General features: G+C 30.4%; 20 protein-coding genes. 18 read left to right on the plus strand and 2 right to left on the minus strand.

Annotated features, from left to right (window positions below; all coding sequences use genetic code 11):
* Nucleotides 1–353: 353 nt before the first annotated feature.
* The 15 genes from rplU (at nucleotide 354) to Q0352_RS01665 (ending at nucleotide 13,342) form a co-directional block, all read left to right on the plus strand.
* Nucleotides 354–854 carry a 50S ribosomal protein L21 gene (gene rplU / locus Q0352_RS01595; RefSeq protein ID WP_299522549.1) on the plus strand — a complete coding sequence of 167 codons (501 nt, stop codon included), beginning with the start codon at nucleotides 354–356 and terminating at the stop codon, nucleotides 852–854.
* Nucleotides 855–881: 27 nt separating this feature from the next.
* A complete protein-coding gene (rpmA, locus tag Q0352_RS01600; RefSeq protein ID WP_299522552.1) occupies nucleotides 882–1,142 on the plus strand; it encodes a 50S ribosomal protein L27 in 261 nt (86 codons plus the stop codon).
* 86 nt (nucleotides 1,143–1,228) lie between these two features.
* Nucleotides 1,229–2,464 carry a glycosyltransferase N-terminal domain-containing protein gene (locus Q0352_RS01605; protein ID WP_299522555.1) on the plus strand — a complete coding sequence of 412 codons (1,236 nt, stop codon included), beginning with the start codon at nucleotides 1,229–1,231 and terminating at the stop codon, nucleotides 2,462–2,464.
* Complete coding sequence (locus Q0352_RS01610) at nucleotides 2,461–3,093, plus strand: Crp/Fnr family transcriptional regulator (RefSeq protein ID WP_299522558.1); 633 nt, start codon at nucleotides 2,461–2,463, stop codon at nucleotides 3,091–3,093. Before Q0352_RS01605 ends, Q0352_RS01610 begins: the two co-directional genes overlap by 4 nt.
* A gap of 73 nt (nucleotides 3,094–3,166) precedes the next feature.
* The gene (locus Q0352_RS01615) at nucleotides 3,167–3,724 is read left to right on the plus strand and encodes a YeeE/YedE thiosulfate transporter family protein (RefSeq protein WP_299522562.1); all 558 of its coding nucleotides are present in this window, start codon (nucleotides 3,167–3,169) and stop codon (nucleotides 3,722–3,724) included.
* Nucleotides 3,725–3,735: 11 nt separating this feature from the next.
* Nucleotides 3,736–4,149, plus strand: a complete 414-nt coding sequence (locus Q0352_RS01620; RefSeq protein WP_299522565.1) for a DUF6691 family protein — start codon at nucleotides 3,736–3,738, stop codon at nucleotides 4,147–4,149.
* A gap of 33 nt (nucleotides 4,150–4,182) precedes the next feature.
* A complete protein-coding gene (locus Q0352_RS01625) occupies nucleotides 4,183–4,815 on the plus strand; it encodes a Crp/Fnr family transcriptional regulator (RefSeq protein ID WP_299522568.1) in 633 nt (210 codons plus the stop codon).
* Nucleotides 4,815–5,801: a GTP 3',8-cyclase MoaA gene (moaA, locus tag Q0352_RS01630; protein ID WP_299522571.1), complete on the plus strand. Its 987-nt coding sequence runs from the start codon at nucleotides 4,815–4,817 to the stop codon at nucleotides 5,799–5,801. The genes Q0352_RS01625 and moaA overlap by 1 nt, the downstream gene beginning before the upstream one ends.
* Nucleotides 5,802–6,028: 227 nt before the next feature.
* Nucleotides 6,029–7,225: a molybdopterin molybdotransferase MoeA gene (locus Q0352_RS01635; RefSeq protein WP_299522574.1), complete on the plus strand. Its 1,197-nt coding sequence runs from the start codon at nucleotides 6,029–6,031 to the stop codon at nucleotides 7,223–7,225.
* 39 nt (nucleotides 7,226–7,264) lie between these two features.
* A complete protein-coding gene (moaC, locus tag Q0352_RS01640; RefSeq protein ID WP_299522577.1) occupies nucleotides 7,265–7,744 on the plus strand; it encodes a cyclic pyranopterin monophosphate synthase MoaC in 480 nt (159 codons plus the stop codon).
* Entirely contained in the window at nucleotides 7,737–8,849 is a 1,113-nt protein-coding gene (locus tag Q0352_RS01645; protein ID WP_299522582.1) for an NTP transferase domain-containing protein, read from the plus strand. The genes moaC and Q0352_RS01645 overlap by 8 nt, the downstream gene beginning before the upstream one ends.
* Nucleotides 8,842–9,675 (plus strand): DUF1835 domain-containing protein, encoded by an 834-nt coding sequence (locus tag Q0352_RS01650; protein WP_299522585.1) that lies wholly within the window; start codon nucleotides 8,842–8,844, stop codon nucleotides 9,673–9,675. Before Q0352_RS01645 ends, Q0352_RS01650 begins: the two co-directional genes overlap by 8 nt.
* A 2-nt stretch (nucleotides 9,676–9,677) precedes the next feature.
* Nucleotides 9,678–10,757, plus strand: a complete 1,080-nt coding sequence (locus Q0352_RS01655) for a HesA/MoeB/ThiF family protein (protein ID WP_299522588.1) — start codon at nucleotides 9,678–9,680, stop codon at nucleotides 10,755–10,757.
* Between the two features lie 156 nt (nucleotides 10,758–10,913).
* Nucleotides 10,914–11,375 (plus strand): OsmC family protein, encoded by a 462-nt coding sequence (locus Q0352_RS01660; RefSeq protein WP_299522592.1) that lies wholly within the window; start codon nucleotides 10,914–10,916, stop codon nucleotides 11,373–11,375.
* Between the two features lie 194 nt (nucleotides 11,376–11,569).
* Complete coding sequence (locus Q0352_RS01665) at nucleotides 11,570–13,342, plus strand: DNA mismatch repair protein MutS (protein WP_367274569.1); 1,773 nt, start codon at nucleotides 11,570–11,572, stop codon at nucleotides 13,340–13,342.
* Here Q0352_RS01665 and Q0352_RS01670 read toward each other — a convergent pair.
* Complete coding sequence (locus tag Q0352_RS01670; RefSeq protein WP_299522595.1) at nucleotides 13,339–13,764, minus strand: molybdenum cofactor biosynthesis protein MoaE; 426 nt, start codon at nucleotides 13,762–13,764, stop codon at nucleotides 13,339–13,341. The two genes, Q0352_RS01665 and Q0352_RS01670, sit on opposite strands and share 4 nt — an antisense overlap.
* 75 nt (nucleotides 13,765–13,839) lie before the next feature.
* Between Q0352_RS01670 and Q0352_RS01675 the strand changes: the two genes are divergently transcribed.
* Nucleotides 13,840–14,115, plus strand: coding sequence for a DUF3817 domain-containing protein (locus Q0352_RS01675; protein ID WP_299522598.1), 276 nt, complete (start codon nucleotides 13,840–13,842; stop codon nucleotides 14,113–14,115).
* Here Q0352_RS01675 and Q0352_RS01680 read toward each other — a convergent pair.
* Entirely contained in the window at nucleotides 14,112–14,354 is a 243-nt protein-coding gene (locus Q0352_RS01680) for a MoaD/ThiS family protein (RefSeq protein ID WP_299522601.1), read from the minus strand. The two genes, Q0352_RS01675 and Q0352_RS01680, sit on opposite strands and share 4 nt — an antisense overlap.
* A gap of 157 nt (nucleotides 14,355–14,511) precedes the next feature.
* Between Q0352_RS01680 and nrfD the strand changes: the two genes are divergently transcribed.
* Together nrfD and Q0352_RS01690 are read left to right on the plus strand one after the other, a co-directional pair.
* The gene (nrfD, locus tag Q0352_RS01685; RefSeq protein ID WP_299522604.1) at nucleotides 14,512–16,128 is read left to right on the plus strand and encodes an NrfD/PsrC family molybdoenzyme membrane anchor subunit; all 1,617 of its coding nucleotides are present in this window, start codon (nucleotides 14,512–14,514) and stop codon (nucleotides 16,126–16,128) included.
* 17 nt (nucleotides 16,129–16,145) lie between these two features.
* Entirely contained in the window at nucleotides 16,146–19,058 is a 2,913-nt protein-coding gene (locus tag Q0352_RS01690) for a molybdopterin-dependent oxidoreductase (protein WP_299522607.1), read from the plus strand.
* The last annotated feature ends 11 nt before the right edge of the window (nucleotides 19,059–19,069 follow it).

Here is a 19,069-nt window from a genome sequence, read left to right on the forward strand (position 1 = left end):
CTTAAGAAATAAATTTTTCTCATAGTTATTGATAGGTTAAATTAATTAATATTGCGCTATAGGACGCAGATTTTTACTAAATGTTACAATTTTTGAAATGAAATAATTTTAAAATATAATAAGTAGGTTTCATAGCAAAAATGAAATTCAAATTTAAGTAAATTTTTGTAGGTAATAAGTTATTCAACTTAAAAATTAACGTAACATTAAGGAAATGAATTATTAAGGAGCTTTGAAGGTTTTTTTCTTTGGATTAAAATTGTTTTGTTGAATAAGAAAAAAGCTATATATTTGCACCCGCCTTAATTAAAGAGGTAATTGATTTATTAATAAAGCGAATAAAAATAATACGTATGTATGCAATTGTAGAGATAGCAGGGCAGCAATTTAAAGTAGCGAAAGACCAAAAGGTTTACGTACACCGCTTACAAGAAGAAGAAGGAGCTAAAGTTTCTTTTAGTAAAGTTCTTCTTATAGGAAGTGAAGGTACAGTAACCGTTGGCGCCCCAGTTATAGAAGGAGCCGAAGTAACGGCAAAAATCTTAGGTCACCTAAAAGGTGATAAAGTAATCGTTTTCAAAAAGAAACGAAGAAAAGGATACAGAAAGAAAAATGGTCACCGCCAATTTTTAACTGAAATCCAAATCGAAAGCATTGCTGCAAGTGGAGCAACTAAAAAAGTAGCTACTAAGAAAGCTGAACCTAAAGTTGAAAAAGTTGCAACAGAAGCAACTGCATCAGATGATTTAAGTTCAATGACTGTTGCTGAATTAAAAGCTATAGCTAAAGAAAAAGGTATTGAAGGATACACTTCTTTAAAGAAAGCAGAATTAATTGAAGCGTTAACTAAATAAAAATTTCAATTTTAAAACCATAACATCATGGCACATAAAAAAGGAGTAGGTAGTTCGAAGAATGGTAGAGAATCAGAATCGAAACGTCTAGGAGTAAAAATATTTGGTGGTCAAGCTGCAATTGCAGGTAACATTATCATCCGCCAAAGAGGAACTACACATCACCCAGGTGAAAATGTGTATATGGGAAAAGATCATACCTTACACGCAAGAGTTGACGGGTTGGTAAAATTCCAAAAAAAGAGAGATAACAAATCATATGTTTCTATTGAGCCTTTTGAAGCTTAAGAAATAGATTTTTATAAAATTAAAAACTCCCAAACTTAAAAGTTTGGGAGTTTTTTTATGTGCTTATTTTGTACATTTGTACGCTTATGTATTTTATTTATAATATACTTGTTTTAATTGCTGGTTTTTCTTTAAAAATTATAGCACTTTTCAATAAAAAAATAAATCTTTTTATTGAAGGTAGAAAACAAACTTTTCAAAAATTAACAAGTATTATTTCTAAGAATGATAATGTAATTTGGTTTCATTGTGCATCACTCGGAGAGTTTGAGCAAGGGCGACCAATACTTGAAAAATTAAAGGAACAATACCCAACGTATAAATTTGTTTTAACATTTTTTTCACCATCAGGTTATGAAGTTAGAAAAAATTATGAATTGGCTGACGTAATTTGTTATCTACCAATAGATACTAAACAAAATGCTAAGCGATTTTTGGATATCGTAAATCCAGAATTGGTTGTGTTTGTAAAATATGAGTTTTGGCCAAACCTATTAAAAGAACTAAAAGTTAGAGATATTAAAACAATATTGATTTCGGGAATATTTAGAAAAAATCAAGTTTTTTTTAAATGGTATGGCGCTTGGATGCGGAAATCATTAATTGCATTTGAACATTTTTTTGTTCAAGATAAAAATTCAGAATTACTATTAAACAATATTAACTTTTTAAATGTTACTGTAAGTGGTGACACACGTTTTGATCGTGTTTATGAAATAACAAAACAAGATAATCAGTTATCTTTTATTGAAAAATTTAAAGATGGTAAATATACTTTAGTTGCAGGAAGTACTTGGAAAGAAGATGAACAATTATTAATCGATTATATTAATAATAAAGCCTCAGAAAATGAAAAGTTTATTATTGCTCCACACAATATTAATTATGAAGACATTCAAAAACTTAAAAATTCAATAACTAAAGAAACAGTACTATTTTCAGAAAAAGAAAATTTGAATCTTTCAACTTACCAAGTTTTTATAATTGATACTGTAGGAATTCTAACTAAAATATATAGTTATGCCAATGTAGCATATGTTGGTGGAGGCTATACAAAATCTGGAGTTCATAACGTATTAGAACCTGCTACTTTTGGGATTCCAATAATAATTGGCCCCAATTATTATAAATTTAATGAAGCAATAGATTTGGTAAATGAGGAAGCATGTTTTGTAGTGAATGATTCTAAAAAATTATCCGTACTTTTAAGCAAGTTTTTTCAAGGTAATAAGAATAGAGAAAAAGCAGGTAATAATGCTTTAAAATATGTAATTGATAAAACAGGAGCTACCACTAAAATTTTATATTATTTAAAGAAATGAGAGAAAAATTAGAAAACTACTTTTCGTTTGTATTTGAAAAGGAATTATTAGATGAAATTGAGCAAGTTGGTGTTTATAAAAAATTGCGCGAAAATGAATTGCTGGTTGATTTAGGTGATAAAATGAAAGGTGTACCCTTATTGCTTGAAGGTGCGATTAAAATAGTTAGAGAAGATAAAAAAGGGGAAGAAATTCTTTTATATTTTTTAGAGCGTGGAGATACTTGTGCAAGTTCATTTGCAAGTGCAATTTCAAACGGGAAATGCGGTATTAGAGCAATTGCAGAAAAAGAATCTGAAATTATTTTTCTACCTGCGGCAAAACTCGATGAATGGTTAGTTAAGTATAAAACGTGGAGAAATTTTGTAATTGATAGTTATAATATTCGTCTAAATGAAATGATGGAAACTATCGATACACTCGCGTTTATGAGAATGGACGAACGTTTGTATAAATATTTGAAAGACAAAGCTCAAATAATGAGAGAAATGTCACTAAATACAACGCATCAGGAAATTGCATATGATTTGCATACCTCAAGAGTTGTAATTTCAAGATTGTTAAAACAACTTGAAAATGAAGGTAAAATTAAGCTGAACAGAAATAGAATTGAAATTTTAGAATTTTAGAATTTGTAACAAATGTTACAAATCAGCATAATTTATATGATATTTTTACCAGACTAACTAAAATAAATAAATTATGGAATTTATAACTCAGCCTTGGGCTTGGTATATTGCCGGTCCTATTATTTCCGTTGTTATGTTTTTGCTTTTCTATTTTGGGGAACGTTTCGGGGTGTCTTCAAATTTAGAAACTCTTTGCTCTATTGGTGGAGCTGGTAAATTTGTTGATTATTTTAAAATTGATTGGAAACAAAATACATGGAACCTTGTTTTTGTTGCCGGAGCAATTACAGGTGGTTTTGTAGCTGCTTATTGGTTATCACCAAGTGATGTTGTTGCCTTAAATCCTCAAACAGTACAAGATTTGGCTGATATTGGAATTATGAATGCCGGAGCAACCTATTTACCAGATGAAATTTTTAGTGTAGATACTATGTTATCCTTCAAAGGCTTTTTTATTTTATTAATAGCCGGTATTATGGTTGGGTTTGGTGCACGTTGGGCAGGTGGTTGTACATCTGGTCATGCCATTGTTGGCTTAAGTAATTTAGAAATCCCTTCATTAATATCAGTCATTGGGTTTTTTATTGGAGGTCTAGTAATGACATGGTTAATTTTACCATTAATTTTTTAAAGAAACACAAAATGAAATACATCAAATTTTTTTTAGTAGGTATTCTTTTTGGAATTGTAATGAGTAAAGCTGAAATAATTTCGTGGTATAGAATTTACGAAATGTTTAAATTTCAATCATTCCATATGTATGGTATTATTGGTTCTGCTGTTTTTTTAGGAATGATAAGTATGTTTCTTTTCAAGAAAAAAATGGTAAAAACTTTTGAAGGAAATGAAATTCATATCGCTCCCAAAAAGAAAGGTTTGTACCGTAACCTATTAGGAGGAATTCTTTTTGGTTTAGGTTGGGCTTTAGCTGGTGCTTGTCCAGGTCCAATGTTTGTTTTAATTGGAAAAGGAGTCGTTTCTATTTTAGTTGTAATTTTTGGAGCAACTTTAGGTGCATTTCTATATGGTTTGTTTAAAGATAAAATTCCTCATTAAAATTTTATAGCGTATAAGATTAAAATAAAGTCAATGAAACTAGACGAAATTGTTAAGACTAATTTTTCTAATTTATTCGAAGATAATTTACTGCAAGAGATTTGTAATAATGGTATTTTAAAATACGCTGAACCTGAAAAAATAATATTAGAAATTAGAAGAGAGATTACGTTTATTCCTTTAATTGTTTCTGGAATTGTTAAAGTCGTGCATAGAGATGGGAAAGGAAACGGTATTTTTTTACACTATTTATTAGAAAATCAAACCAGTGCAATTGCTATTTCATATGCTTTAGAAAATAAAAAAAGTGAAATTAGACTCGAAAGTCAAAGTAATATAACATACATAGCAATACCTTCAAAAGTAGTAGATTCGTGGTTTTTAAAATTTAAATCTTGGAGAGCTTTTTATTTTAAATTAAACAGGCAACAAACATCATTTTTAATTGAAACAATTAATGATATTGCATTTACAAGTTTAGAAAATAGATTGTTGAAATATTTAGAATATACCAGCTTAATAAGTAATAATAATACAATAAGTAGGAAGCATTTTGATATTGCACGCGATTTAAAAGTTTCAAGAGAGGCAATTTCAAGAATTTTAAAAAAACTGGAGAAAGAGGAAACAATAACTTTAGGTAGAAATAAAATAACACTCAATTAATGGAGTTAAGAGATCAATTTGGAAGAAGAATCAGTTATTTACGATTGGCAATTACAGATCGCTGTAATTTACGTTGTCAATATTGTATGCCAGCTCACGGAATTGATATTGTAGATAGAAAAGAATTACTTTCTTATAAAGAAATGTATAGGATTACACGTGTACTTTCTGAATTAGGTGTCAATAAAGTTCGATTAACTGGAGGAGAACCTTTTGTTCGTAAAGATTTTGTGAATTTTTTAGAATCACTTTCTTTTAACGATAAATTAGATGAAATAAACATAACTACAAATGGCGCCCTAATTTCAAATCATATAGATAAATTAGAAGAATTAAATATCAATGCAATTAATTTAAGTATTGATAGTTTGCAAAAAGATAAATTTGCCAAAATTACGCGTAGAGATGTTTTTGTTGAGGTTTATGATACGTTTGAAAAATTAGAAAAAAGTAATTTGAAGTTAAAATTAAATGTGGTAGTTCAATCAGGTTTTAATACTGATGAAATTATTGATTTTATTGAACTTTCAAAAACAAAAGACATAGCGGTACGGTTTATTGAAGAAATGCCTTTTAATGGGAAAGGGCAACGAGATATGCAGGAAGAATGGAATTTCGAAAAAATTATACACCATGTTAAAGAACATTATTCAGAAGTGGAAACGCTTCAAGATAAAAAATCTTCTACTTCACGAAATTTTAAAATTCCGAATTACATTGGTACTTTTGGAATAATACCAGCATTTACGCGTACTATTTGTAACGATTGTAATAGAATTAGAATTACCGCAACCGGAATGTTTAAAAACTGTTTATTTGATGGTGGAGTTTTTAATGTAAGAGACTTTATGAGAGATGGAGCAAGTGATGATGAACTAAAACAGCTATTTATAGATACGGTTCATAAAAAACCTGAAAATGGTTTTATTGCTGAAGCAGCTCGTGGAAACGATGTTTCAGAAAGTATGTCTACAATAGGCGGGTAGGTAAATTGACAATTAAAAATTAAAAATGAAGAATTAAAAATGTAGAGATTGTCTAAGAAGCAAATATTTCGTGAACCTATGCTTCAACTACACTCAGCAAACGGTTATTGAGCGGAGTCGAAATACAGGTTCTCATAATGAATGATGTAAAAGTGTTGAAATTCTGAAATTGGTTAAGAATGAGAATTTTAAAGACTACTTAGAAACTTTCTTTTATTTAAAATAATATGAGTTTAATTACAGCACAAGAAGCATTAGAAATAATTTTAAAAACTTCGGAAGATTTTGGCACTGAAGAAGTGAAATTTTTAAAATCATTAGGCAGAACTTTAAAAGAAGATATTGTTGCCGATCGTGATTTCCCCCCTTTTAATCGTGTAAGTATGGATGGAATTGCAATTGATGTAGCAGCTTTTAACAACGGACAAAGAGCTTTTAAAATTGAAGGAATTCAAGCGGCTGGTAGCGAGCAATTAACAATGCAAAACCCAACAAATTGCATTGAAGCTATGACAGGTGCAATATTACCAAAAAATACGAATGCTGTAATTCAATATGAATTATTAACTATTGAAAACGAAATTGCCACCATAAATTTAGAAGCTGTAAAAAACCTTCAAAATGTTCATTTAAAAGGATTAGATAGAAAACTAGGTGACATTCTAATTTCTAAAAACAAATTAATTTCACCTGCTGAAATTGGAGTTTTTGCAACCGTTGGTAAAACAACTGTAAAAGTTGCAAAGCGACCAAAAGTAATGATTATTTCTACAGGGAACGAGTTAGTAGGAGTTTGCGAAACACCGGAAGAACATCAAATTAGAAGAAGTAATGTTTACACGTTGGTTTCATTGTTAGAAAAATTGAATATTCAATCAGAAACAGCACATATTTCAGATGATAAAAATTTACTTTTAAGTAAAATTAGTTCTTTTTTGAACGATTTTGATGTGTTGTTATTTAGTGGAGCAGTTTCAAAAGGAAAATTCGATTTTATCCCTGATGTATTAAATGAATTGGGTGTAAAAAAATTATTTCATACCGTTAAACAACGTCCGGGGAAACCATTTTGGTTTGGAAAAAAAGGAAGCAAAACTGTTTTTGCTTTCCCAGGAAACCCAGTTTCAACTTTTGCTAGTTGTTTAAAATATTTTTATCCTTGGTATTATAAATCTATTGGTTTAAATTTTGAAAATAAAAATCAAGCAATTTTAACTGAAGATTACTTTTTTAAACCAGATTTAACCTACTTTTTACAAGTGAAAATTACGAAAGAAGATGGTAAAATATTTGCAACTCCAATCACAGGAAGAGGATCAGCTGATTTAGCTAATTTAGTAGATTCTGATGCTTTTTTGGAATTACCAGATGATAGAAGTAATTTTACAAAAGGAGAAGCATTTCCTTTAATAACATATAGATAAAAACCTGTCATTCTGAACTTGATTCAGAATCTTTCACATATGGAAAATAAATTCACACATATTAACGAGAAAAACACACCAAAAATGGTGAATGTTGGTGAAAAAAAAATCACAAAGCGTAAAGCTACAGCAAAAGCAACCATGTTTTTAGGTACTGAAATTATTTCTCATTTTGAAAATAAAGAATTAACCACTAAAAAAGGTCCGGTTTTTCAAACAGCTATTATTGCAGGTATTCAAGCGGTAAAAAAGACTTCTGAATTAATTCCAATGTGTCATCCGTTATTAATTAACGGAGTTGATATTGATATAGAAATTATAGACACCGAACATATAGAAATTTTTTGCACAGTTTTAATTGAAGGAAAAACGGGTGTTGAAATGGAAGCGCTCACCGGAGCAAATATTGCTGCATTAACGGTGTATGATATGTGTAAATCTATTTCTCAAGAAATGGTAATTAAAGAAGTAAAATTGGTTGAAAAATCCGGAGGGAAAAGCGATATAAAAAATGGGTAAACATCAAAAACACGCAAAACTAAAATTAAGAGATAACGATAATTTTGCGCCAAATGAAATAGCTTTTGTTGGTACAAAATGTGATGTCATTTCAAATTTGGTACATCAAGTTTCTGAGAGTTTATTAAGTTATAAATTAGCTTACTTTGACGCATCTCATTCAAAAGATATAGCGTTAAATACTGTTGAAACATTTACATTTCACGCTAAAGGAACATTAAATAGTTTAGTAAATAATGAAGTGAATAAATTCAATCAACGTGTTCAGTTTTCACAATACGATTTTGTTTTTATCAATGGGAATCATTATGAAGGAGCTAAACAAATTTTAATTTTAGATAAAGATAAAGAAGCTTCAGTTTTGAAAAGATTGGATCAGTTAAACAATATTCAGTTTGTTATTAAATTAACGGATGATGTTGAGTTTTTCGATTTTTTAGAAGGAAAAAATCCTCAAATTAAAAACTTACGTTGTTACAATATTAATGAAATTGATAAAATATCAAAGCATATTGAAAACCTAATTAAAGAGAAAATTGCGCCTATTCAAGGTTTGGTGTTGGCTGGTGGGAAAAGTATTAGAATGGGGCAAGATAAAGGAACTTTAAACTTTTACGGTAAAAATCAGCGAGATGTTGCTATTGAGTTGTTAGAAAAAAACCACTTAAAAACATTTTTATCAGTTAGAGAGGAACAAGAAATTGGGATAGAAAACAAAATTACTGACAAGTTTGTTGGATTGGGGCCTTTTGGGGCTATCTGCTCTGCGTTTCAAGAAAATCCGGATGTTGCTTGGTTGGTTATTGCAACCGATTTACCTTTTGTAAATGATGAAGTTATTCAATTGTTGTTAAAGCATAGAAACCCTTCAAAAGCTGCAACTACAATTAAAGGAAAAGATAAGCAATTTCCTGAACCTTTAATTACAATTTGGGAGCCAAAAAGCTATACTTTATTGTTAAATTATTTAGCGCAAGGTTATTCTTGTCCACGAAAAGTATTGATAAATTCTGATGTTGAAATTGTTGAAATTGATGATGATTTCATAAGAAATATTAATACTCCCGAAGAATTTAAAGCGGCTCATAAAGAAATAAATGAGTAAAACAATTCACGTTTTAAATGGTGATAGTACTGCGAAAATTTTAGAAAAATCTAAAATTAAAGGAGATATTGTTGTTTGGCGAGAAATGCTTTGTGAAGGGCCTTTGCATAAAAATGTAGGAAGTGATGAATTTTGGTTAAACAGATATTCTTATTTTGAAACTGAAATTGGAGTAGATCGTTTAGAATATTACGATAAAACCATCAAGGAGATTGTTAAACTAGAAGATTTAGCGGGTTATAATAACGTTGTTTTATGGTTTGAATTTGACTTGTTTTGTCAAGTTAATTTACTTGCATTATGTACTTATTTATTAGCTAATTATGTGAAAAAGTCAAACTATTATTTAGTTTGTACAGGAAAAGATGAAGTAGAACAGCAACTCCAATCATTATCAGATTATTCACCTTCAGAATTTGAAACATTATTTAATACTAAAATTGCTCTTAGTAAAGCTAATTTAGAATTTGCAAAAGAAAGCTGGGAATTGTATGTTGAAAATGACTTCAATACACTAAAGGAATTTAACTTCAATCAAAATTCAAAATTTCAATACTTACAGTTGGCAATGGATCAACATTTGAACAGATTTCCTGCTAGCAATGGATTGAATCAGATTTCAACTAAAATTTTAGAAATTATAAACTCTAATTTGTTTTCAGAAAAAGAGATTGTAATTAATCTTTTAATTTGGCAACAAAAGGAAACTGTTTATGGGTTTGGAGATTTACAGTATTTTCAGTATCTTAATAAGTTAGAAAAGTACTTTACTATTAAAGAGGGAAAGTACTATTTAAATGAAATAGGTTTAGCTAAAATTAATTAATAATGGACTTCAATAAAGAGGAATATTTTCAACGTCAAACTACTTTATCAGAGATTGGTGTAAAGGGACAAGAGTTATTACAAAAAGCTAAAGTTTTAGTTCTTGGCTGTGGCGGATTAGGAAGTCCAATTGCAATTTATTTGGCAACAAGCGGAATTGGAAAACTTCATTTGGTAGATTTTGATTCGGTTTCTGTTTCAAATTTACATCGACAGGTTTTTTTCAAAGTTGAAGATATTCAGCAACCAAAAGTTGAAGTTTTAGCCAATGAAATTAAGAAAAGAGCTCCTTTTACCGAAGTTACTTTTACAAACGAAGCGATCAATAAAAATTCTATTTTATCGTTAATCTCTAAATTTGATGTAGTTGTTGATGGTACAGATAATCTTCAAATTAAGTACTTAATTAATGATGCCTGCGTACTAACCAAAAAGCCATTAGTGTATGGTTCTTTATATAAATTTGATGGTTATGTTGCTACATTTAATGTGTTAAATGGCGAAGGTGATTATACGTGTAATTTACGTGATGCGTTTCCTACAATTGCTACAGATATTCCTAATTGTGAAGAAGCGGGAACTTTAAATCCGATAGTTGGTATTATTGCATTGTTGCAAGTAAATGAAGTGATAAAAATTATCACCAAAATTGGTCAATTATTAACCAATCAATTGTTAATTTACAATGCGCTTGAAAATTCTCAATTCAAAATAAAACTCAAAAAAAATAAATCCTTAATTTTTGAAGACATTTTTAAAGATTCAAATTATATAGATGCTCATTGTACAACGCAAGATAGCGCGTTATTAATCACTGCTTCAGAACTAAAAAATAAATTGAATTCGGAGAACTTAGAAATTATTAGTGTTTTCAATAATAAAGACGTTTTTCTACCTTTTGACGTATATCAAAAAATACCTTATAAAGCTTTTGATGCCGCTGAATTTATTCCAGATTTTGAAAAGCATTATGTAATTGTTTGCGAAAAAGGGATTACAAGTTATGATGTAACTTTAAAATTAAAAGAAAGATATCCTTCTTTAAATGTATTTAGTTTGTTTGAAGGAATAAAAAAATATTAAATGTAACATCCATTTTTTACAAATCATTTTACTTTCTTAATGATGTTAAATTGCATTTTATAGCGTGGAATAATGCAATGCCTTTTTAGTTGAAATACTGATTATTACTCTCAATTTTGTATGAAATTTTTTTTAATTTTTTAAAAATTGTGTATTATGTCAGATTTAAAATTTAGAATAAAAGCCAAAAGTGAAAACGCTACAAAAACTGTTGTAAAAACCAGAGGGTTTGAAATAATTGTTGATGAACCAAAAGCATTAGGAGGAGGTGATGCTGGGGCAAATCCGGTTGAATATGTACTTGCAGCTTTAAGTGGTTGTTTAAATATAGTTGGCCATATGATTGCAAATGAATTAAACATAGAACTTAGAGGTATTGAAATTAGTATGAGTGGAAACTTGAATCCAAATTGCCTTTTTGGAACTTCTATGGAAGAACGAGCAGGCTATAAAAATATTGAAGTTATAATGAAACCAGATTGTGATGCTTCTCCAGAAATATTATCTAAATGGCTAAAATTAGTTGAGGACAGATGCCCGGTCTCAGATAATATTGGTAACGCAACTCCAATTAATTTCAAACTTAAAAAAACACATCAAATAGCTGAATTAAATTAATATTCAATGTGCTGTTTAAATTATTGAGCAGTCCTTTACTTAAAATTGAGAAAATTTTAATCGTTCTCACTTAGTAAATTTCATTTTGTATTTTTAAAAATTAGTTTCAACTTTTAATTAATATTTAATAGTACTATATTGAATAGATAGTGTTAATTTTCAACCTGAAAAATATTTTATTATTAGATTGAAAAATGATGGAGAGTCCACTAAAATTTTATAATTCTGAAAAAATTATTTTTGAAAATAAAGTAAAAAAATTAAAAAGAAAATTAGCCTTATCAAGCACTTTGAGGTTAATTATATTTTTAACAACAGTTATAGGTGTCTATTTCTTTTTTGGTAATGTTAAAATTGTAATTTTTATTATTGTTGTAGGGTTGGTTTCATTTGTCTATTTAATATTGAAGCATTCCAATTTACAATACAAGAGCGATCTAAATAAAGCGTTAATTGAAATAAACAAAACTGAGATTAAAATTTTAAATAGAGACTATTTTTCATTAAATGGTGGAAATGAATTTATTAATCCCTCACATCCTTTTAGTTATGATATTGATTTGTTTGGGAAAGGTTCATTTTTTCAATATTGTAACAGAACAGTTACAAATGAAGGTAAACAAGAGTTTGTTGAAAGATTGACTAATAATGATATTTCATCGATTATTGAAAGACAAAATGCCATTAAAGAATTAAGTCAGAAACCAAAGTGGAGACAACAATTTTCAGCGCTTGCCAGTTTGGTAAAAGTTGAACATCCAGCGAAAGAAATTGTAGGTTGGATACATAATTATAAATCGGTTTTCCCAAAATTTATAGCCTATTTACCAACAATATTTTCGATTGTTTCAATAATGTTAATTGTACTTGTTGTAATGCAAATTATAGCTGAACAAATTTTATTAATTTGGTTTTTTATAGGGTTAGGAATTTCTGGAATATATCTCAAGAAAGCGAATGAATTATACAACGACGCAAGTAATGCAAAAGATACGTTTAAACAGTATCATAAATTATTGAATGAAATTGAAACAACAACATTCACTTCAAAAATTTTAAAAGAAAAACAACAAGAAATTCAAACCGAAACACAAAAAGCATCTACCATATTCGCTAAATTTTCTAAAGTGTTAGATTCTTTTGATCAGCGAAATAATTTAATAGTAGCTGTTTTAGGAAATGCTTTTTTATTGCGTGATTTGCAGCAAGTTTACAATGTTGAAAAATGGATAAATAATTTTAATAATAAAGTAGAAAATTGGTTTAGTGTTATAAGTTTTTTTGATGCTCAAAATTCTTTAGCAAATTTCGCTTATAACCATCCAAGTTATGTTTTTCCTGAAATTGATAAAAATAAAAAGATAATTATTGCTGAAAATCTAGGTCATCCTTTATTAAAGGAATTGCAAAGAGTTGATAATAATTTTTCAATTGAAAACCATCAATTTTTTATTATCACAGGGGCAAATATGGCTGGGAAAAGTACTTTTTTAAGAACAGTTTCATTGGCTATTGTTATGGGAAATATGGGCTTGCCAGTTTGTGCATCAGCATTTAAATACAATCCTATAAAGTTAATAACAAGTATGCGTACTTCAGATTCTTTAGCCGATAATGAATCATATTTCTTTTCTGAATTAAAACGATTAAAATTTATTGTCGATGAAATTAAAACGGAAGAATATTTTATTATTTTAGATGAAATATTAAAAGGTACTAATAGCACAGATAAGGCAATTGGATCCAAAAAATTTGTACAAAAATTGGTAAGTTCAAAGTCTACAGGAATAATAGCTACACATGATTTAAGTTTGTGTGAGATTGAAAAAGAATTACCTGAAATACAAAACTATTATTTTGATGCAGAAATTATAAATGATGAATTAAGTTTTGATTATAAACTTAAAGATGGAATTTGTAAGAATATGAATGCTTCTTTTTTATTAAAAAAAATGGAAATTATTTAAGGATGCGAATTCACCCAAACTTCACCATCTTCAAATTGTTCTTTTTTCCAAATCGGTACCGTTTCTTTTAATGTGTCAATTGCGAACTCACAAGCTTCAAAAGCTGCTTTTCTGTGTGCAGATGAAACAGCAATAATTACAGGAATATCTCCAATTTGTAATTCGCCTACGGCATGGTGAATGGCAATTTTATGTATTGGAAATTTTTCTAAAGCTTTATCAGCAATTTTTTGCATTTCTTTTACAGCCATTGGTTCGTAACCGCTAAAATCTAATAAAACAACCTTCTTGTTTTTTGTTAAATTACGAACAGTTCCTACAAATAAAGTAAGTCCACCGCACGAATCGTCTAGCACAAAATCATTACATTCTTGTAAATTTAATTTCTCTGATGTTATTTTTATAGAGGTTCTGTTTGCCATTTTTTAACTAAAATTTTAGCAAATTTAAGAAATATTAAATGTATTTTCGCCAAACTACTACTAACTATAGAATTGATGAAAAAAACCTTTAGAATTGTAAGTGTATTGGAAGGAGTTTCGTACTTATTATTATTGTTTATTGCAACACCAATAAAATACACCTTAGGAATTGATACCTACGTGAAAATGTTAGGAATGCCGCATGGAATTTTGTTTATTGGATATGTTATCTTGGCACTTATGTTGAAATCTGAATTGGAATGGAAATCTAAAACCACCTTAATTGTACTATTAGCTTCAGTTATTCCGTTTGGAACCTTTTATATTGATAAAAAGTATTTAAGAGATTAACCTCCGCTTACAGGTGGAATAATTGCAACAACATTACCTTCATTAATTATTAAATCGTCATTTGCGTATTCTTCATTTACTGCAATGGCAAATTCATGAATATTTTTTAGACTAGGGTATGCTGTTTTTAATAGGTTTTTCAACTCTTCAATAGATATTTTTCCTTCAGAAGTATAGCTTAATGAGTTTCTTCCAACTAAATCAGTAGTAATTCCAAAAAATAAAATAGTAAAATTCATAATTAAGAGTTAATTTAGTACAAAAGTATAATTTTTCTAATTATTAAATCAATTATCTTATTTAAATTGATTCTAAATAATATATTATGTAATCTTCATCACAAAGATAGTACAGTCAATAGCTAAATTTGTTTAATTCAAATTTTATAAATTAACTATGAAGTATGGTTTTATAATTGACAATCGAAAATGTATAGGTTGTCATGCTTGTACAACAGCGTGTAAATCAGAGCACGATGTAGCTGTTGGAGTTAACAGAACATATGTTAAGCAAGTTGAAAAAGGTGAATTTCCTGATACGCGTAGAATTTTTTCAGTAATGCGATGCAATCATTGCACGGACGCTCCTTGTGTGGAAATTTGTCCAGTTGAAGCGTTATACACTCGTGATGATGGTATTGTAGATTTTGATAACAACCGTTGTATAGGTTGTAAATCTTGTATGCAAGCTTGTCCTTATGATGCGTTGTATATTGATCCAGATACTAGCACAGCAGCTAAATGTAATTACTGTGCGCATAGAGTTGATGTAGGTAGAGAGCCGGCTTGTGTTTCGGTTTGCCCTGAACATGCAATTATAGCGGGTGATATGCACAATCCTTCAACAGAAATTTCACAACTATTAGCACGTCAAGCTGTGAAGGTGCGTAAACCTGAAAAAGGAACAAATCCAAACTTATTTTATATTGATGCAGATGACGCTTCATTGGTGCCAGAAGCAACAGATAAATCTGGCCCAAGTTTATGGAGTTCTCAAGCGCGTGGTGTTGGTCATTTTGCAAAAGCTGCGGAAAAAATGATGTATACAAATAGCGATGTAGATTTATTGCAAATGACAATAGATAATGATATTCAGGCGGCATATCAGAAAAAAGACAGTAAAAATCCAAATTATATTGATGTTTTAACTGGAAAAGCGCGCAGAGTTTATGATACGCCAGATAAAGGGATTTTATGGGGATGGGAAGTTTCAGCTTATGTATTCACAAAAGCAATTGCTGCAGGTGCATTTCTAATTCCGTTTTTGGCAATTATGTTGGGCTATGAAGTTTCAACAACCGCTAAATTATGGTCTGCAGGAATTTCATTAACATTCTTAGCGTTAACAGGATTATTTTTAGTGATGGATTTAGACAGGCCAGACCGTTTTTTAAACGTTTTATTACGTCCACAATGGAATTCTTGGTTAGTAAAAGGTGGTTATACAATTACAATTTTCGGGTTATTAGTAACAGTTTGGGGAGCAATGACTTTCTTCGAAATAAAAGCTGGCGAAACTATTTTATTATGGATTACAGCTGTTTTTGCAGTGTTACTAGCAGTTTACACGGCATTCTTATTTGCGCAAGCAAAAGGTCGCGATTTTTGGCAAAGTCCAACACTACCATTACATATGTTAGTACATAGCGTTATGGCTGGAGTTTCAATTTTTATAATAGCTTCTTTAATTTTCGGAAATGAAGATTGGATGGGTATTTTAAGAAATACAATGATAATTGCATTGGTAGTTAATTTATTTACATTGGTTACTGAATTAACAATTACACATCCTACAACAGCAGCAAAAACTGTAGTAGAAATGATTACTAAAGGACGTTATAAAAATCTATTTTGGTTAGTAACAGTTTTAATAGGTAACATTATTCCATTGGCATTGTTATTTTTTGGAAATGGAGGACTATTAACTGTCGCTTCAGGAATATGTGTATTAGTAGGAATTTTAATTACTGAAAAAATCTGGGTGGAAGCGCCTCAAAGAATTCCATTAGCTTAATTTAAAATAAAGACATCATGGGTTATAAAAAACCATCATTTATAGAAAATATAGCAGAAAAATTAGGAATTATTCCAAATCTGCACAAAGAAGGTTATCAAGAATATGACAAAGATATGCGTCAGTTTTCTGATGAAGAAGTTGCTAAAATGTATGAAAATTTTCCTCCGCCAGAAAAATGGGATAATTGGGTGGAATACAACCCGAAAGTTTGGCCAAGAAAAGAGAAAAAAACATATCAAATTGTACCAACAACTTGTTTTAATTGTGAAAGTGCCTGTGGTTTAACAGCATTTATAGATAAAGAAACGCAAGAAGTTAAAAAGTTTGAAGGAAATCCGTATCATCCTGGAAGTAGAGGCAGAAATTGCGCAAAAGGACCAGCTTCTATAAATCAGGTTACAGATCCAGATCGGATTTTATTTCCTTTAAAAAGAAAAGGGAAACGGGGAGATGGTGAATGGGAACGGGTTTCTTGGGATGATGCTTTAGATACAATTGCTACTCGTATTAGAAAAGCAATTTTAGAAGATCGACATAATGAAATTGCCTACCACGTTGGAAGACCTGGTAATGAAAAATTCATGAACTGGATTTTACAAGGTTGGGGAATTGATGGGCACAATTCACATACAAATATTTGTTCTTCAGGAGCACGATTCGGATATAATTTATGGTACGGTTATGATAGACCATCACCTGATCACGCCGAAGCTAAATTTATTTTATTAGTTTCAGCACATTTAGAGTCTGGCCATTATTTCAATCCACATGCACAACGAATTATTGAAGGGAAAATGAAAGGCGCTAAATTGGCCACGATGGATCCTCGTTTATCCAATACAGCTAGTATGTCAGATTATTGGTTGCCTTCTTACCCAGGAACTGAAGCTGCTGTTTTATTGGCAATGGCTTTAATTATTTTAGAAGAAGGATTGTATAATAGAGACTATTTAGAAAACTGGACAAACTGGAAAGAATACTTAAAAGCAAGACACAGCGATAAAGAAATTACTTTTGAAAATTATATTGCTGCAATGATTGATGAGTATAAGGAATTTACTCCTGAATATGCAGAAAAAGAATCAGGCGTAAAAGCCGATATGATTATTGAAATTGCGCATAAAATTGGAGAAGCAGGTGAACGTTTTGCATCTCACAACTGGCGTGCTGCGGGAGCTTCAAACTTAGGTGGTTGGGCTGTTGCACGTTGTTTACATTTTTTAACTGTTTTAACTGGAGCAGTTGGTGCTAAAGGTGGAACATCTCCAAATTCTTGGAATAAATTCAAGCCGACACAACCAAATCCGCCAGCACCACAGAAAAAATGGAACGAATTGCATTTTCCAAAAGAATACCCATTAGCATTTTTTGAAATGAGTCAACTTTTACCACATTTCTTAAAAGAGGGAAGAGGTAAAATGGATGTGTATTTTTCAAGAGTTTTCAATCCTGTTTGGACATATCCTGATGGATTTACTTGGATGGAAATGTTTTCTGATGAAACAAAATTCGGATTGCACGCTGCATTAACGCCAACATGGAACGAAACAGCATTTTATGCAGATTTTGTGTTACCAATGGGATTAGCATCTGAACGTCACGATTTAAATAGTTACGCTACACACGGAGGAACTTGGATTGCTTTTCGTCAGCCAGTATTAAGAGAAGCTGCACGTAGAAATGGGAAACCAGTGAAATTAACGTATGAAGTAAATCCAGGTGAAGTTTGGGAAGAAGATGAATTTTTCATTGAATTATCTTGGAGAATTGATCCTGATGGAAGTATGGGAATCAGAAAAACATTTGAATCGCCATATAGACCTGGAGAAAAAATAACCATTGATGAATATTATCAATATATTTTTGAAAGAGTTAAAGGATTAAATGAAACTGCAAAAGCAGATGGTTTTACGGGTCAGTTTGCGGCATTAGAATACATGAAAAAGTATGGTGCTTATGAAATTGAAAAAGGAGAATCATACAAAATGAATGAGAATCAACTAACAGATGAACAATTAAAAGGTTCAAAAGTTGATCCTATAAATGATGTGATTTCAAAAGATGGGAAAGGAATTGGTGTTATGATAAATGGAAAACCTTGTGTAGGTTTCCCAACACCTTCTCGTAAAAATGAGTTTTATTCACAAACCATGGTAGATTGGAAATGGCCTGAATACGCTACGCCAACCTATATAAAAAGTCATATTCATAATGATGTGTTGGATAAATCAAAGGGAGAATATGTTTTAGTTCCAACTTTTAGGTTGCCAACATTGATTCACTCACGCTCGGGAAATGCAAAATGGCTGGTTGAAATTTCAAATAGAAATCCGATTTGGATGCATCCAGATGATGCAAAAAAATGGGGATTCCAAACAGGTGATTTAGTGAAGTTGAACACAGATATCGGTTATTTTATAGATAAAGTTTGGGTAACTCAAAGTATGAAACCTGGCGTAGTAGCTTGTTCTCATCATATTGGTAGATGGAGACGACCGCAAGATCAAACAGGTAACCGTTGGGCAACTAATACGGTAAATATTGAAGGTGACGGAAAAGGAGGTTGGAGAATGAACACAATTTCAGGAATAGAACCTTTTGAATCTAGCGATAAAGATTCTAAACGTATTTTTTGGAAAGACGGTGGTGTACACCAAAATATTACACACGCTGTGCATCCTGATCCAATTAGTGGAATGCATACGTGGCACCAACGTGTAAGAATTGAAAAACCTGGAAAAGATGAAAAATACGGTGATATTTTTGTAGATACCAATAAATCACATGAGATTTATAAGGAATGGTTAGCGATGACAAGACCCGCTCCTGGACCAAACGGAGAGCGAAGGCCACTTTGGTTTAATAGAGCTTTTACACCTGATAAATCTGAAGGTGGTTGTTATTACATTCCAAAAGAAGAACAATAAGTTTATAAAAA

The organism is uncultured Lutibacter sp. (assembly GCF_937891065.1).
Lineage (GTDB): Bacteria > Bacteroidota > Bacteroidia > Flavobacteriales > Flavobacteriaceae > Lutibacter.

Coding starts and splice junctions, on each gene's coding strand:
- rplU (WP_299522549.1), top strand. CDS start 354: ATGTATGCAATTGTAGAGATAGCAGGGCAGCAATTTAAAGTAGCGAAA.
- rpmA (WP_299522552.1), top strand. CDS start 882: ATGGCACATAAAAAAGGAGTAGGTAGTTCGAAGAATGGTAGAGAATCA.
- Q0352_RS01605 (WP_299522555.1), top strand. CDS start 1,229: ATGTATTTTATTTATAATATACTTGTTTTAATTGCTGGTTTTTCTTTA.
- Q0352_RS01610 (WP_299522558.1), top strand. CDS start 2,461: ATGAGAGAAAAATTAGAAAACTACTTTTCGTTTGTATTTGAAAAGGAA.
- Q0352_RS01615 (WP_299522562.1), top strand. CDS start 3,167: ATGGAATTTATAACTCAGCCTTGGGCTTGGTATATTGCCGGTCCTATT.
- Q0352_RS01620 (WP_299522565.1), top strand. CDS start 3,736: ATGAAATACATCAAATTTTTTTTAGTAGGTATTCTTTTTGGAATTGTA.
- Q0352_RS01625 (WP_299522568.1), top strand. CDS start 4,183: ATGAAACTAGACGAAATTGTTAAGACTAATTTTTCTAATTTATTCGAA.
- moaA (WP_299522571.1), top strand. CDS start 4,815: ATGGAGTTAAGAGATCAATTTGGAAGAAGAATCAGTTATTTACGATTG.
- Q0352_RS01635 (WP_299522574.1), top strand. CDS start 6,029: ATGAGTTTAATTACAGCACAAGAAGCATTAGAAATAATTTTAAAAACT.
- moaC (WP_299522577.1), top strand. CDS start 7,265: ATGGAAAATAAATTCACACATATTAACGAGAAAAACACACCAAAAATG.
- Q0352_RS01645 (WP_299522582.1), top strand. CDS start 7,737: ATGGGTAAACATCAAAAACACGCAAAACTAAAATTAAGAGATAACGAT.
- Q0352_RS01650 (WP_299522585.1), top strand. CDS start 8,842: ATGAGTAAAACAATTCACGTTTTAAATGGTGATAGTACTGCGAAAATT.
- Q0352_RS01655 (WP_299522588.1), top strand. CDS start 9,678: ATGGACTTCAATAAAGAGGAATATTTTCAACGTCAAACTACTTTATCA.
- Q0352_RS01660 (WP_299522592.1), top strand. CDS start 10,914: ATGTCAGATTTAAAATTTAGAATAAAAGCCAAAAGTGAAAACGCTACA.
- Q0352_RS01665 (WP_367274569.1), top strand. CDS start 11,570: ATGATGGAGAGTCCACTAAAATTTTATAATTCTGAAAAAATTATTTTT.
- Q0352_RS01670 (WP_299522595.1), bottom strand. CDS start 13,764: ATGGCAAACAGAACCTCTATAAAAATAACATCAGAGAAATTAAATTTA.
- Q0352_RS01675 (WP_299522598.1), top strand. CDS start 13,840: ATGAAAAAAACCTTTAGAATTGTAAGTGTATTGGAAGGAGTTTCGTAC.
- Q0352_RS01680 (WP_299522601.1), bottom strand. CDS start 14,354: ATGAATTTTACTATTTTATTTTTTGGAATTACTACTGATTTAGTTGGA.
- nrfD (WP_299522604.1), top strand. CDS start 14,512: ATGAAGTATGGTTTTATAATTGACAATCGAAAATGTATAGGTTGTCAT.
- Q0352_RS01690 (WP_299522607.1), top strand. CDS start 16,146: ATGGGTTATAAAAAACCATCATTTATAGAAAATATAGCAGAAAAATTA.